At 61.1% G+C, this 14,044-nt stretch carries 15 protein-coding genes; all 15 read left to right on the top strand.

From position 1 onward, the window contains the following. The first annotated feature begins 135 nt into the window (after window positions 1-135). The 15 genes from AC2FFD_RS02755 (at window position 136) to AC2FFD_RS02825 (ending at window position 14,043) form a co-directional block, all read left to right on the top strand. Window positions 136-471, top strand: a complete 336-nt coding sequence (locus tag AC2FFD_RS02755; protein ID WP_170343711.1) for a cupin domain-containing protein — start codon at window positions 136-138, stop codon at window positions 469-471. A 229-nt stretch (window positions 472-700) separates the two neighbouring features. Beyond that, the gene (gene ftsW / locus AC2FFD_RS02760) at window positions 701-1,864 is read left to right on the top strand and encodes a putative lipid II flippase FtsW (RefSeq protein WP_496871829.1); all 1,164 of its coding nucleotides are present in this window, start codon (window positions 701-703) and stop codon (window positions 1,862-1,864) included. Then, window positions 1,864-2,961, top strand: coding sequence for a UDP-N-acetylglucosamine--N-acetylmuramyl-(pentapeptide) pyrophosphoryl-undecaprenol N-acetylglucosamine transferase (locus AC2FFD_RS02765; RefSeq protein WP_496871830.1), 1,098 nt, complete (start codon window positions 1,864-1,866; stop codon window positions 2,959-2,961). The genes ftsW and AC2FFD_RS02765 overlap by 1 nt, the downstream gene beginning before the upstream one ends. Continuing rightward, the gene (murC, locus tag AC2FFD_RS02770; RefSeq protein WP_170343714.1) at window positions 2,958-4,367 is read left to right on the top strand and encodes a UDP-N-acetylmuramate--L-alanine ligase; all 1,410 of its coding nucleotides are present in this window, start codon (window positions 2,958-2,960) and stop codon (window positions 4,365-4,367) included. Before AC2FFD_RS02765 ends, murC begins: the two co-directional genes overlap by 4 nt. A gap of 76 nt (window positions 4,368-4,443) precedes the next feature. Beyond that, window positions 4,444-4,692: a DUF2484 family protein gene (locus tag AC2FFD_RS02775; protein ID WP_170343715.1), complete on the top strand. Its 249-nt coding sequence runs from the start codon at window positions 4,444-4,446 to the stop codon at window positions 4,690-4,692. Continuing rightward, complete coding sequence (locus AC2FFD_RS02780; protein WP_170343716.1) at window positions 4,689-4,955, top strand: DUF2484 family protein; 267 nt, start codon at window positions 4,689-4,691, stop codon at window positions 4,953-4,955. Before AC2FFD_RS02775 ends, AC2FFD_RS02780 begins: the two co-directional genes overlap by 4 nt. 24 nt (window positions 4,956-4,979) lie before the next feature. Next, complete coding sequence (locus AC2FFD_RS02785) at window positions 4,980-5,273, top strand: hypothetical protein (RefSeq protein WP_425078604.1); 294 nt, start codon at window positions 4,980-4,982, stop codon at window positions 5,271-5,273. Then, on the top strand, window positions 5,270-6,196 hold the full coding sequence (gene murB, locus AC2FFD_RS02790) for a UDP-N-acetylmuramate dehydrogenase (RefSeq protein WP_496871831.1): 927 nt from the start codon (window positions 5,270-5,272) through the stop codon (window positions 6,194-6,196). Before AC2FFD_RS02785 ends, murB begins: the two co-directional genes overlap by 4 nt. 102 nt (window positions 6,197-6,298) lie before the next feature. Beyond that, window positions 6,299-7,222, top strand: coding sequence for a D-alanine--D-alanine ligase (locus AC2FFD_RS02795; protein ID WP_170343719.1), 924 nt, complete (start codon window positions 6,299-6,301; stop codon window positions 7,220-7,222). Beyond that, entirely contained in the window at window positions 7,210-8,217 is a 1,008-nt protein-coding gene (locus AC2FFD_RS02800) for a cell division protein FtsQ/DivIB (protein ID WP_496871833.1), read from the top strand. Before AC2FFD_RS02795 ends, AC2FFD_RS02800 begins: the two co-directional genes overlap by 13 nt. A gap of 8 nt (window positions 8,218-8,225) precedes the next feature. Then, the gene (gene ftsA / locus AC2FFD_RS02805) at window positions 8,226-9,560 is read left to right on the top strand and encodes a cell division protein FtsA (protein WP_170344711.1); all 1,335 of its coding nucleotides are present in this window, start codon (window positions 8,226-8,228) and stop codon (window positions 9,558-9,560) included. Further along, window positions 9,547-9,966, top strand: coding sequence for a hypothetical protein (locus AC2FFD_RS02810; protein ID WP_496871835.1), 420 nt, complete (start codon window positions 9,547-9,549; stop codon window positions 9,964-9,966). The genes ftsA and AC2FFD_RS02810 overlap by 14 nt, the downstream gene beginning before the upstream one ends. A gap of 348 nt (window positions 9,967-10,314) precedes the next feature. Further along, entirely contained in the window at window positions 10,315-11,919 is a 1,605-nt protein-coding gene (ftsZ, locus tag AC2FFD_RS02815) for a cell division protein FtsZ (RefSeq protein ID WP_496871836.1), read from the top strand. 213 nt (window positions 11,920-12,132) lie between these two features. Then, window positions 12,133-13,053 carry a UDP-3-O-acyl-N-acetylglucosamine deacetylase gene (gene lpxC, locus AC2FFD_RS02820; RefSeq protein ID WP_496871838.1) on the top strand — a complete coding sequence of 307 codons (921 nt, stop codon included), beginning with the start codon at window positions 12,133-12,135 and terminating at the stop codon, window positions 13,051-13,053. A 126-nt stretch (window positions 13,054-13,179) separates the two neighbouring features. Next, window positions 13,180-14,043, top strand: coding sequence for an outer membrane protein assembly factor BamD (locus tag AC2FFD_RS02825; RefSeq protein WP_170343724.1), 864 nt, complete (start codon window positions 13,180-13,182; stop codon window positions 14,041-14,043). Window position 14,044 lies beyond the last annotated feature (1 nt).

Raw genomic sequence — 14,044 nt, forward strand, 5'->3', positions numbered from 1 at the left:
ATGAGACGCACTGCCCGCGCATTCCCGGATTTGAGGTCAACCGACATGCCGATTGCCAGATGTTCAGCGCGCTGTCATGCTGCGGCTTTAACGCAAAGAGGCTTTGACAAAACAAGCTGACAAAAGGAATTTCCAATGCAGTTTCCCGAATTTATTTCGTCATTTCCAAAACTGGATGTGCCTTTTCCTGAAGACGTGGTGCAGACGGCCGTCATTCGATCAGATGCAGGGCTGGTCGCTTTCTTCACTTTCCTCAAGGACATGGAGCTTCCCCTGCATTCGCATGGTGCCCAATGGGGGACAGTGGTCGAGGGGGAAATTGAACTCACGATCGGTGGCCAGACCCGCATCTACCGCCCCGGCGACAGCTACTCGATCCCAAGCGGAGTGGAGCACGGAGGGACCATCAAGGCGGGGTCTCGTGTCATCGATGTGTTTGAAGAGCCCGACCGATATCCGATCAAAGGTTAGCGCAATGAGCAACACCTAGTAGGTTTCATCACACGCCGCTCGACCAAGTGGCGCGGCTGACATTGCGATATCAAAGGTCAGCCAGATGCAGAAGGGGGACACCTTGGGCATGGCAGGTTGATTTCTGCCTTATTGCTTCATTCTGCTAGCCCAAAAACAAAAATCCCTGTAAAGTCTCAAACAGACCCCGAAAACGGGGCGTTGACGAGGCAGAGAGTGGCGGTATCTCATGACTGAGATGGTGTATGGCGCGGTCCAGGACCAGCGCGGCGAACCGATTCTACCGAAATGGTGGCGTACAATCGATCGCTGGACGATGTCCTGCGTTCTGATCCTGTTTGCCATCGGTCTGTTGCTGGGGCTGGCGTCTTCGCCTCCGCTGGCCGGGCGAAACGGGTTCGATCCGTTCCATTATGTCGAACGTCAGACCATCTTCGGCGGATTGGCGCTGATTGCGATGCTGCTGACCTCGATGATGTCGCCGACGCTGGTGCGGCGGCTGGCGGTGCTGGGCTTTCTGGGGGCATTCGTGGCGCTGGTTTTCCTGCCCGTGTTCGGAACTGATTTTGGCAAGGGCGCGGTGCGCTGGTACTCCCTGGGCTTTGCCTCGCTTCAGCCGTCCGAGTTTCTGAAACCCGGCTTCGTCGTCGTCGCTGCATGGCTGCTGGCTGCCTCACAAGAGATAAACGGCCCGCCGGGGCGGATCTGGTCGTTTGCCCTGTGCATGGCGATAGTCGGCATGCTGGTGATGCAGCCTGATTTCGGCCAGGCCTGCCTGATCCTGTTCGGCTGGGGGGTGATGTATTTTGTCGCCGGGGCGCCGATGCTGCTGCTGGTCGGAATGGCCGGGTTTGTTGTTCTGGGCGGTATGTTCGCCTATTCCAATTCTGAACACTTTGCCCGCCGTATCGATGGCTTTCTGAATCAAGAGGTCGATCCGACCACGCAGCTGGGCTATGCCACCAACGCCATTCGTGAAGGTGGTTTGTTCGGTGTCGGTGTGGGTGAGGGGCAGGTGAAATGGTCTCTGCCAGATGCGCATACCGATTTCATCATTGCCGTCGCGGCCGAGGAATACGGCCTGATCCTGGTGCTCATCATCATCGCGCTTTATTCGTTGATCGTGGTACGCTCGCTGCTGCGCCTGATGCGGGAACGCGACATGTTCATCCGTCTGGCGGGCACCGGTCTGGCATGCATGTTCGGCGTGCAGGCGATGATCAACATGGGTGTTGCGGTACGTCTGCTGCCCGCGAAGGGTATGACGCTGCCTTTTGTCAGCTATGGCGGCTCATCGCTGATTGCAGGCGGTATTGCGGTCGGAATGCTGCTGGCCTTCACCCGAAACCGCCCACAGGGCGAACTTGGCGATATTCTGCGCGGACGAGGATAATGGGGACTCCATACCTGTTGATTGCGGCTGGCGGGACCGGGGGGCACATGTTCCCCGCTCAGGCGCTGGCCGAGGCGATGCTGAACAAGGGCTGGCGTGTGCGGCTGTCTACCGATCCGCGCGGCGCCCGCTATACCGGAGGTTTCCCGCATTCGACCGAGATTGTCGAGGCGTCCTCGGCCACTTTCGCGCGTGGCGGTCTGGCGGCCAAGGCCATGGCCGGCCCCAAGATCGCCGGCGGCGTGGCTGGCATGGTATTCCAGATGATGCGGGACAAGCCCGATGTTGTTGTCGGCTTCGGCGGGTATCCTTCGATCCCGGCGCTGAGCGCGGCGACCATGCTCAAAGTCCCGCGCATGATCCACGAACAGAACGGGGTGCTGGGGCGTGTGAACCAGGTGTTCGCCACCCGCGTCGCGCAGGTGGCCTGCGGTGTCTGGCCCACGGATCTGCCCGAAGGCGCACATGGCATCCACACTGGCAACCCGGTCCGGTCCGCCGTTCTGGACCGCGCCGCAGCCGGTTACATTCCGCCCGGTGATTACCCGATGTCGGTCCTTGTCATGGGCGGGTCGCAAGGCGCCCGCATCCTCAGCGATGTTGTGCCCGGAGCCATCGCCGCACTGCCCGAAGACATCCGCAATCACATCCGCGTCTCGCATCAGGCGCGGGACGAGGACGGCGAGCGCGTCACAGCCTTCTACAACGAACACGGCATCCGCGCCGATGTGCAGCCCTTCTTCGATGATGTCCCCCGTCGCATGTCGGATGCCCAGCTGGTGATCTCACGGTCTGGCGCGTCCAGCGTTGCCGATATCTCGGTCATTGGGCGCCCGTCGATCCTGATCCCCTTTGCCGCCGCCGCCGGAGATCATCAGACGGCGAACGCACGTGGGTTGGTACAGGCGGGCGGGGCCATCATGATCCCGGAAAAGGCACTTGACGTTCCTGCGCTGACACAGCAAATCACCACGGTTCTCACGAACCCCGAAGCCGCACAGAAAATGGCCCATGCCGCCTTGTCCGTCGGGGCACCTGACGCCTCCGAGCGTCTGACGGCCCTCGTCGAGCAATTGGCGCAGAAGGAGACCGCATGAACCCAGCAACCAAACTGCCGCAGGACGTAGGGCCGATTCACTTCGTGGGGATCGGCGGGATCGGGATGTCAGGTATCGCCGAGGTGCTGCTCAATCTGGGGTACCGGGTGCAGGGTTCGGACCTCAAGGCATCGAAGATCACCGACCGGCTGGCAAGTCTGGGGGCCGAGATCTTTGTCGGTCAACGCGCCGAAAACCTTGAAAACGCGGCCGTTGTGGTTGTTTCGACCGCGATCAAACCGGGCAATCCGGAACTGGACGAAGCGCGGGCACAGGGCCTGCCTGTTGTCCGCCGGGCTGACATGCTGGCCGAACTGATGCGGCTGAAATCCAACATCGCCATTGCCGGGACCCACGGCAAGACCACCACGACCACCATGATGGCCGAACTGATGGTGGCAGGGGATTTTGACCCGACCGTGATCAATGGCGGCATCATCCATGCCTATGGCTCGAATGCCCGTATGGGACAGGGCGAATGGATGGTGGTCGAGGCCGACGAATCCGACGGCTCGTTCAACCGCCTGCCCGCGACCATCGCCATCGTCACCAATATCGACCCCGAGCATATGGAGCATTGGGGCGATTTCGACAAGCTGCGCGCGGGTTTCCATGAATTCGTCTCGAACATCCCCTTCTACGGGCTGGCCGTGTGCTGCACCGACCATGCCGAGGTGCAGGCTCTGGTGGGCCGCATCACCGACCGCCGCGTGCGCACCTATGGCTTCAACGCGCAGGCCGATGTGCGGGCCGAGAACCTGACCTACAAAGGCGGTGTCGCGCATTTCGATATCCACCTGCAATACGAAGACAAGGTGATCGAAGGCTGCACCCTGCCGATGCCCGGAGACCATAATGTCTCGAACGCGCTGTCCGCCGTGGCCGTTGCCCGCCATCTGGGCATGAAAGCCTCGGAAATCCGCGACGCGCTGGCCAATTTCGGCGGCGTCAACCGTCGCTTCACCAAGGTCGGAGAAGTCGACGGCGTCACCATCATCGACGATTACGGCCACCACCCGGTCGAGATTGCCGCTGTTCTGAAAGCCGCGCGTCAGGCGACCGAAGGCCGCGTGATCGCCGTGCACCAACCGCACCGCTATTCGCGCCTGTCCAACCTGTTCGACGATTTCTGCACCTGTTTCAACGACGCCGATGTCGTGGCCATTGCCGACATTTTTGCCGCCGGCGAAGACCCGATCGAAGGCGCATCGCGTGATGATCTGGTGCAGGGCCTGATCCGTCACGGCCACCGCCACGCCCGCGCGCTGCTGGACGAGGCCGATCTGGAACGGCTCGTGCTGGAACAGGCCCGTCCGGGCGATATGGTTGTCTGTCTCGGGGCTGGCACGATCAGCGCCTGGGCCAACGGCCTGCCCGAGAGACTGCAACGAAAACAAGCTGTTTGACGCCCCTTCTGTTTGGCGCACAACCTGAAAGTGTGGTAACCTGCCCGCAACCGTCGCATACCCTCGGAGGGGACAAGTGGACTATTCGATGATCCTTGCCGCCCTTTGGGTGATCTGCGCCACGATCGTGGCGTTCTTGCCGATGCGAATGCAGTTTCCGCCCGGCGTGACCCTGCTGATCTGCGCTCCGGTTCTGATCGTCTGGCTGGGTTATGACCACGGTTGGTTCTGGTCCGTTTTTGCCTTTGGCGGTTTCGTTTCGATGTTCCGCAACCCGATCCGGTTCTATTGGCGGAAATGGGTGCGAGGGGAGGTCATGGAATGAACTGGTCCATCGCCCTTGCCGGTCTGTGGGGCGTTTCCGCGAATCTGCTGGCAATGATCCCGAGCAAAGACAACCATTGGACGCGCGCCTATATCCTGATCGCCGTGGGCATTCCGATTCTGGGGTATGTCACCTATCAGAACGGCCCGTGGATCGGCTTGCTGGTGCTGGCCATGGGGATGTCCGTGCTGCGCTGGCCCGTCATTTATCTGACCCGTTGGACAAAGACGAAAATGCAGGGCATGAAGGCGGCTGACAAATAACCGGCCAGTTTCAGGAGATCCGCCATGGCGTCGGTCGCTACATTTGCCTATCTGCCACTTCTTTCCTTCCTTCTCGGGGCCGCTGCCGGTTTCACGGCGGGCCGCTGGTTGGGCCTGCGCGGCCTGTTTTGGCTGATCGGTCTGGCCTCGGCCGTCGGGTTGGCGTTGATCGTGGTGCTGGCGGGTATCGGAACCGGCGAAGAAGAACAGGCGTTCGGCCCGCTGGTCTGGCTGACCGCCGGCGTTCTTCCCTTTCTGTTCGCCGCGATCATGGGCGGTGTGGGCGGACGCAGCCTGGCGGTGCGTGCTGACGCATGACAACGTTTCCCGTTCCGAAAGGCCGCCTGTCGCGCGCGCGGCCTCTCTCTGACCTCACTTGGCTTCGCGTTGGCGGCCCGGCCGATTACCTGTTCCAGCCTGCCGATATCGAAGACCTGCAAGCGTTCCTGAGGGAACTGCCCGCGGAAACCCCGATCTTTCCGATCGGTGTCGGTTCGAACCTGATCGTTCGGGATGGGGGGCTTCGGGCCGTTGTGATCCGGTTGGGGCGCGGGTTCAACACGATCTCGGTTGACGGCAATACGGTTACGGCAGGGGCTGCGGCGCTGGATGCGCATGTGGCGCGCAAGGCGGCGGACGCGGGCGTAGACCTGACCTTTCTGCGTACCATTCCCGGCTCGATCGGCGGTGCGGTGCGCATGAATGCGGGCTGTTATGGCAGTTACACGGCGGACGTGTTGCGCAAGGCCACCATTGTCACCCGGCAAGGGGATCTTGTGGACCTGACGCCCGAAGACTTGAACTTTCGCTATCGCCAGACGGACCTGCCGGAAGGCGCGGTGCTGATTTCGGCTGTGTTCGAGGGCCCTTCGGGCAATCCCCAAGACCTCCATGCCCGGATGGCGGCACAGTTGAAAAAACGCGACGAAACCCAGCCCACCAAGGACCGCAGCGCGGGGTCGACCTTCCGCAATCCAGCCGGGTTTTCCTCGACCGGACAGGCGGATGACGTGCATGATCTCAAGGCGTGGAAGGTGATCGACGATGCGGGGATGCGCGGTGCGACGCTTGGCGGCGCGCAGATGAGCCCGAAACACTCGAATTTCCTGATCAATACCGGTTCAGCCACCGCTGCCGACCTCGAAGGCCTTGGTGAAGAGGTGCGAAAAAAGGTTTACGAAACAAGCGGCATCACGCTAGAGTGGGAAATCATGCGGGTCGGAGATCCGCTGAAAGAATAAAGCCCGGACCGTCAGACCAAAACAGGCAAAATCAGGCGACGGATCAAAGGCATAAACGCAGTACGGACCACCATATAAGGTCCGGGGACATTGAGGCACACGTTGGGTATGTCGAGCAGGACAAACCCCAAAGTGGCGGTATTGATGGGTGGCCCCTCGGCGGAACGCGAGGTGTCTCTCAGCTCTGGGCGCGAATGCGCAGCCGCCCTTGTGGGAGAAGGCTTTGAAGTGGTCGAACTGGACGCAGGTCCCGACCTTTGCGCGCGCCTTGCGGACATCAAGCCGGATGTGGTTTTCAACGCCCTGCATGGCCGCTGGGGCGAAGATGGCTGTGTGCAGGGCCTGCTGGAATGGATGCGCATTCCCTACACGCATTCCGGCGTGTTGGCCTCGGCGCTGGCAATGGACAAACAACGCAGCAAGGACGTCTATCAGGCCGAAGGTCTGCCTGTCGTTCCAAGCGTGATCGTTCCCAGGCTTGAGGTGATCGAAGCCCACGTGATGGAGCCGCCCTATGTGGCCAAGCCAAACAACGAAGGCTCCAGCGTCGGGATTTACATCGTCCACGAAAATGCCAATGGCCCGCCGCAGCTGTCCGAAGACATGCCTGATCAGATCATGGTCGAGAAATATGTCGCGGGGCGCGAACTGACCGTAACGGTGATGGGCGACCGCGCCCTGACCGTGACCGAGATCATGACCGATGGCGGTTGGTATGACTACGATGCCAAATACAAACCCGGCGGGTCATGGCACGTTCTGCCTGCCGATGTGCCACCGGACATCTTTGATCGCTGCATGGATTATGCCGTGCGCGCGCATGTTGCCTTGGGGTGCAGAGGCGTCAGCCGCACCGATTTCCGCTGGGATGACCGCTTGGGTGCCGATGGGCTGTTCCTGCTTGAGACGAACACCCAGCCCGGCATGACGCCCACATCTCTGGCCCCGGAGCAGGCCGCCCATCTGGACATGACATTCGGCCAGCTTTGCGCCTGGATGGTGGAGGACGCCTCATGCGACCGCTGACCGCCAGCCGCGCGTTGGAAATCCATCGAACCAAACCTGTTGCAGGGCCGGATGCGGATTTCGCTTCGGCCGACACTGAATCGCACGATGCTCAGCCGCTTCTGCGCCTGCGTGGCGCGCGGGTGTTTTCCCGCACGGCCCGTCGCAGCGACCCGGCGCCGTCGCGCCTCAGCTACCGGCTCCAGCGTTGGATGCTGACACCTGGCATTCGCCTTGGTGTCAAGGTCGGCCTGCCGATCTGCGCCATCGCTGCCGCAGTTGGCATCTTCTTTGCCTCGCAGGACCGTCGCGACGCACTGGCCGCTTACATCGCCGATGTGCGCACTTCGATTCAGGAGCGCCCCGAGTTCATGGTCAACCTGATGGCCATCGATGGGACGGGAACCGGCCTGTCCGAGGATATCCGCGAAATCGTGCCGCTGGATTTCCCGATCAGTTCCTGGGATCTGGATGTTGAACAGATCCGCGACACGATAACCGGGCTGGACCCGGTAAAATCCGCAACCGTCAGAATCCGCCCCGGAGGCATCCTGCAAGTCGATGTCGTCGAGCGTCAGCCAGTAATTGTCTGGCGAACGCATGACGGGCTCGAACTGCTCGATGAGACAGGCGCGCATGTCAAGGAAGCCACCTCTCGCAAGGACCACGCCGATCTGCCGCTGATCGCGGGGGCGGGCGCCAACGATCACGTGGGTGAAGCGCTGGAACTTCTTCAGACCTCGCGCAGCCTGGGCAATCGCGTGCGCGGCTTGGTGCGCGTGGGAGAGCGACGCTGGGATCTGGTGCTGGACCGTGGTCAGCGCATCATGCTGCCGACCGAACGGCCGGTGCGGGCGCTGGAACGCGTGCTTGCCGTGAACGAGGTGCAGGACCTTCTGGAACGTGACGTGGCCGTGGTCGACATGCGCCTCGGGCAGCGTCCGACCATCCGAATGACCAAAGCCGCCAGCGAAGACTGGTGGAACACAAAAGTGACAGTGAGTAACGGGCAGTAACGACCATGATGACCGATCTTTATCAGTCCCAACGCGCCATGCGTCAGATGCGGCGGCAGGCTTTGCAACGCGGTGTGATTGCGATTCTGGATGTGGGCAGTTCGAAAATCGCCTGTCTTGTGCTGCGTTTTGACGGAACAGGTCGGCTGAGCGAGGACAACACCATCGGCTCCATGGCGGGGCAGACGGGCTTTCGCGTCATCGGCGCCGCGACCACCCGGTCGCGGGGCGTCCAGTTCGGCGAAGTCACCGCCATGCAGGAAACCGAACGCGCCATCCGCACCGCGCTTCAGGCCGCACAGAAGATGGCCGATATCCGCGTCGACCATGTGATCGCCTGTTTCTCGGGCGCGAACCCGCGCTCTTACGGGTTGGATGCACAAGTCGATCTGGACGGTCAGATCGTGACCGAGGCCGAAGTGGGCCGCGTTCTGAACGCCTGCGACGTGCCGGATTATGGCGACGGGCGCGAAGTGCTGCATGCTCAACCGGTGAATTTCGCGCTCGACAACCGTTCGGGCCTGATCGACCCGCGCGGGCAGATGGGCCAGAGCCTTGCGGTCGACATGCATATGCTGACCGTGGATTCGTCAGCGATCCAGAACATCGTGCGCTGTATCAAGCGCTGCGATCTTGAACTCGCGGGTATTGCCAACTCGGCCTATGTCTCGGGCATCTCGGCTCTGGTCGAAGACGAGCAGGAACTGGGCGCGGCCTGTATCGACATGGGCGGCGGCACCACAAGCGTTTCGATCTTCATGAAGAAGCACATGATCTATGCCGATTGCGTGCGCATGGGCGGCGACCACGTGACCGCTGATATCTCGATGGGCCTGGGTGTGCCTGCCGCCGTGGCGGAACGGATCAAGACATTCAATGGTGGCGTTCATGCCACCGGCGCCGACGACAGGGATATGATTGATATCGGTGGTGACACCGGCGACTGGGAGCACGACCGCCGCACCGTCAGCCGCGCCGAGCTGATCGGCATCATGCGCCCGCGTGTCGAGGAAATTCTTGAAGAGGTCCGCGTCCGGCTTGACGCCGCCGGGTTTGAACATATGCCAAGCCAGCAGATCGTACTGACCGGCGGTGGCAGCCAGATCATGGGGCTGGACGGGCTGGCCACGCGCATCCTCGGTCAGCGCGTGCGCCTGGGCCGCCCCTTGCGCGTGCATGGCCTGCCGCAGTCAGCCACCGGGCCCGGGTTCTCATCCGCTGTCGGCCTCAGTCTGTTTGCGGCCCATCCACAGGACGAATGGTGGGATTTTGAAATCCCGGTCGACACCTACGCCGCGCGCCCGTTCAAGCGCGCCGTGCGGTGGTTCCGTGACAATTGGTAGGCACCTGCGCGGGGTTGCGCTGGGCGCGGCCCTGCTGCCGTGCTGGGCATCGGCCCAGACCATGATCACGCCCGAGGCGTTTCTGGATGCGGCTGTCGGCAAAACCCTCACGTTCTACGAAATTCGCAGCGGCGGTCTGGTCGGAACGGAACAGTTCCTGAACCGAAGAGTCTCGGTCTGGCGCGAAGAGGGGCAGGGCTGTGTCTACGGGCAGATCACGACGCCTAACGGTCAGTTGTGTTTTCTGTACGACAATGACCCGGACGGCATTCCGGTCTGCTGGTGGCCGTTTTTGCACGAAGGCCGCCTGATGGTGCGGCTTGCCTCTTTCGTCGATGGGGAAATCCAGGAAGTGCGCTCCATGACCGAGCGCGGCCTGAACTGCCCAGGTGCTCCGCTCAGCTAAAGAAACCGGTTGCAGCGTGTCGATTTATCCCTCAAGATATCCACAAGGCCCGAAAGAGGCCTCGCGGCAGGACCTGAGCAGTTTTCCGCAGTGTAGATGACAGTTGATCAGAGCGCGATGAACGAATGTGTCCTCGCGTTCATGCCGGTTGTCTAGTGATGGTCGCCGTTGTTTCCGCTATATCTGGCATGACCTGCGAAATGCCGCCGGTTTCTGCCTTATTTCCTCCATATTTTGTGGGAAAACGCGATTTTTGACGTGACCTTTTGGCATCAGGCCGCTAGAATCGACCAAGGATAGGTAAGAAAAACACCGCTTTGGCGGGACATAAATACAGGCGGACAGAGCATGACATTGAATCTTTCGATGCCCGGGCACGACGAACTGAAGCCTCGGATTACAGTATTTGGCGTTGGCGGTGCAGGCGGGAACGCCGTCAACAACATGATTGAAAAACAGTTGGACGGCGTTGATTTCGTGGTCGCCAACACCGACGCGCAGGCACTGCAACAAAGCCAGTCTTCGGCGCGGGTGCAACTGGGCGTGAAGGTCACCGAAGGTTTGGGGGCAGGGGCCCGCCCGACCGTCGGCGCGGCCGCCGCCGAGGAAAGCATCGAACAGATCGTGGACCACCTTGCCGGCGCGCATATGTGCTTCATCACCGCCGGTATGGGCGGCGGTACCGGAACGGGCGCTGCTCCGATCATCGCGCAGGCCGCCCGCGAACTGGGTGTTCTGACCGTCGGTGTCGTCACCAAGCCCTTCCAGTTCGAAGGCGCCAAGCGGATGCGTCAGGCCGAAGACGGCGTTGAGGCATTGCAGCAGGTTGTCGACACGCTGATCATCATCCCGAACCAGAACCTGTTCCGCCTGGCCAATGAAAAGACCACCTTTACCGAGGCGTTCTCGATGGCTGACGACGTTCTGTATCAGGGCGTCAAAGGCGTGACCGACCTGATGGTGCGCCCCGGCCTGATCAACCTCGACTTTGCCGACGTTCGCGCCGTGATGGACGAGATGGGCAAGGCGATGATGGGTACCGGCGAGGCAACAGGTGAAGACCGCGCCATCCAGGCGGCGGAAAAGGCTATTGCAAACCCGCTGTTGGACGAAATCAGCCTCAAGGGCGCCAAGGGCGTGCTGATCAACATCACCGGGTCGCACGACCTGACCCTGTTCGAACTGGACGAAGCCGCAAACCGCATCCGAGAGGAAGTGGACCCCGAGGCCAATATCATCGTCGGCTCGACGCTGGATACCGCCATGGAAGGCGGAATGCGCGTGTCGGTTGTCGCGACCGGCATCGACGCCAGCGAAAAAACGACCGAAGTCCCGGTGGCCCGCCGTTCGATGTCCGAACCGCTGACCCGCACGGTTTCGGCTGAAGAGCATATTCAGGAAGAAACCCGGATAGCTGCCGACGCAGCAGAGCCCGCCCCGCAACCGGAAGAAAACCGCGAACCTTCGCTGTTCGAAGCCGCTGAAGAGCCGGCGCAACCGCAATTCCAGCCGCGCGACGAGCGTGACGATGACGGCTTGCCGCCACCCGCCTATCAGCCGCGTGTGGCCGAGTTCGAACCGCAGCCCGAGCATGTTGAACCCGCGCCCGAGGCATTCGTGGCGCCGCGCGGACATGCCGCCGGCACCCCGTCGCCCGAAGCATTGCAGCGTTTGCAGGCCGCTGTGCAGAAGGTTCCGTCGGCGCAGCAGCGTCCGGCAGCGCCCCGCCAACCCGAAGCGGTTTCGCAGCCGGAACCCGAGGAGCGGTCGCGTTTCGGCTTCAATCGTCTGATCGATCGGATGACCGGTCATGCCTCGGATACACCGGCCCAACCGCCGCGGCAGCAGCCCGTTTTGCGACAGTCCGAGGCTACCGCGCCGATTCAGGAAGAGGCCGATCCGGATCAGGACCGTATCGAAATTCCGGCCTTCCTGCGCCGTCAAGCCAACTGATCGCGGTAACAAAATCCACTCAAGGGGCTGCCATTTGGCGGCCCTTAATCGTTTATTAACAGTATGTTGCAGGCATGTAAGCAGGGTTTTGCCGATCTGTTACATACATGTTTCAATCGGTTGCAAAGAGTGAGTTGAGCCTTGACGCGGGCTTCCTTAACTGGGTGTCCAACACGGCCCAAGCAGGCTGGACACCACTCACCGAGGCCCATTTTGCAACATACGCTCAAATCTCCGGTCACGTTTACAGGCGTCGGGCTGCACAGCGGCAAGCCGGCGACCATGATCCTGAAACCGGCGGCAGCGGGTCACGGCATCTGGTTCAAGCGGACGGATATTCAACTGGGCGATGCGATGATTCCGGCGCTCTACCATGTGGTCGAACGGACCCCGCTTTGTACGCGACTGGTGAATGATGCCGGCGTTTCGGTTTCCACCGTCGAACATATCATGGCTGCTCTTGCCGGGTGTGGCGTGCACAACGCGCTCATCGAGATCGACGGTCCCGAAGTTCCGATCATGGACGGGTCCTCGATTGACTTCGTGCGTGGCATCATGGCCAGGGGCGTGCGCCGTCAGGCCAGCCCGGTATTGGCCTATGAGGTTCTGAAAACCGTCACCGCATCCCGTGAAGGGGCCAGCGCCAGCATAGCACCTGCTGACGGGCTGATCATCGACTTCCACATCGATTTCGAAGACAGTGCCATCGGCAGCCAGAGCAAGACGCTGGACATGCGCAACGGTTCCTTCGCGCGCGAACTCAGCGATTGTCGCACGTTCTGCCGTCGCACGGATGTCGAGGCGATGCGCCGAAACGGGTTGGCTTTGGGCGGCACGCTTGAAAATGCCGTGGTCGTTCAGGGCGTCGAAGTTCTGACACCGGGCGGTTTCCGCCGGGTCGACGAGGCGGTGCGCCACAAGATGCTGGACGCCCTGGGTGATCTCTATCTGGCTGGTGGGCCGATCTTGGGTCACTTCACCGGAAACAAGTCGGGTCATTCGCTGACCAACACATTGCTGCGCAACCTGTTCGAAACGCCGGGCGCCGTGCGTCCGGTGCTGTGTACGCCTGAACAGGCCGCGCGCCTGCCGGGGCAGGGGCTTGTCGTCAACGAAATCCCCGAAGTGGCCTGATCAGATCAACTCTGACGACATTTGCACCAGAAGTCGCATAAGGCGTTTTGCACCGGAATTTTCTGTGCTAGACCATGGCTCAAATCGGGGCAAACCCCATTAAGCAAGACGACAAGGATGGGCGGTATGGTTGGCAGCAAAGCGGCAGTCAGATTCGCGGGTGCGATTCTTCTGGCAGCAGTTTTGACGGCATGCGGCAACGCCGGCGGCCTTTTTGGTCGCAAGGGCGCGGACCGTGAACAGAACCTGGAAGGGTTTACGCCGGAACAGATATATACCCGTGGTGAATACGAACTGTCGCAGAATCGCTCGGACGACGCGGCGTGGTATTTCTCGGAAGTCGAACGTCTGTATCCGTATTCCGACTGGGCCAAGCGTGCGCTGATCATGCAGGCGTTTTCGTTCCATTCGGACCAGAATTACGAAGAAAGCCGTGCGGCGGCGCAGCGTTATATCGACTTCTATCCGACGGATGAAGATGCGGCTTATGCGCAGTATCTGCTGGCGCTCAGCTATTACGACCAGATTGACGAAGTCGGGCGCGACCAGGGCCTGACCTTCCAGGCGCTGCAATCTCTGCGGACCGTGATCGAGGTCTATCCAGACAGCGAATACGCCACATCGGCGGTTCTGAAATTCGATCTGGCCTTCGACCATCTGGCGGGCAAGGAAATGGAGATCGGGCGCTATTACCTGCGTCAGGATCACTATATCGCGGCGATCAACCGGTTCCGTGTCGTGGTCGAAGACTTTCAGACCACATCCCACACCGCCGAGGCACTGTATCGTCTGGTCGAGGCCTATCTGTCGCTTGGCCTGCTGGACGAGGCGCAGACCGCAGGTGCCATTCTTGGTTACAACTACCAGTCCTCGGAATGGTATGACGATGCGTACAAACTGTTGACCTCTCGCGGGCTTGATCTCAAGAGCCGCGGTAACAACTGGCTCAGCACGATTTATCGTCAGACCATCAAAGGTGAATGGTTGTAAT

The sequence above is a fragment of the Ruegeria sp. YTSC002 genome (assembly GCF_059609845.1).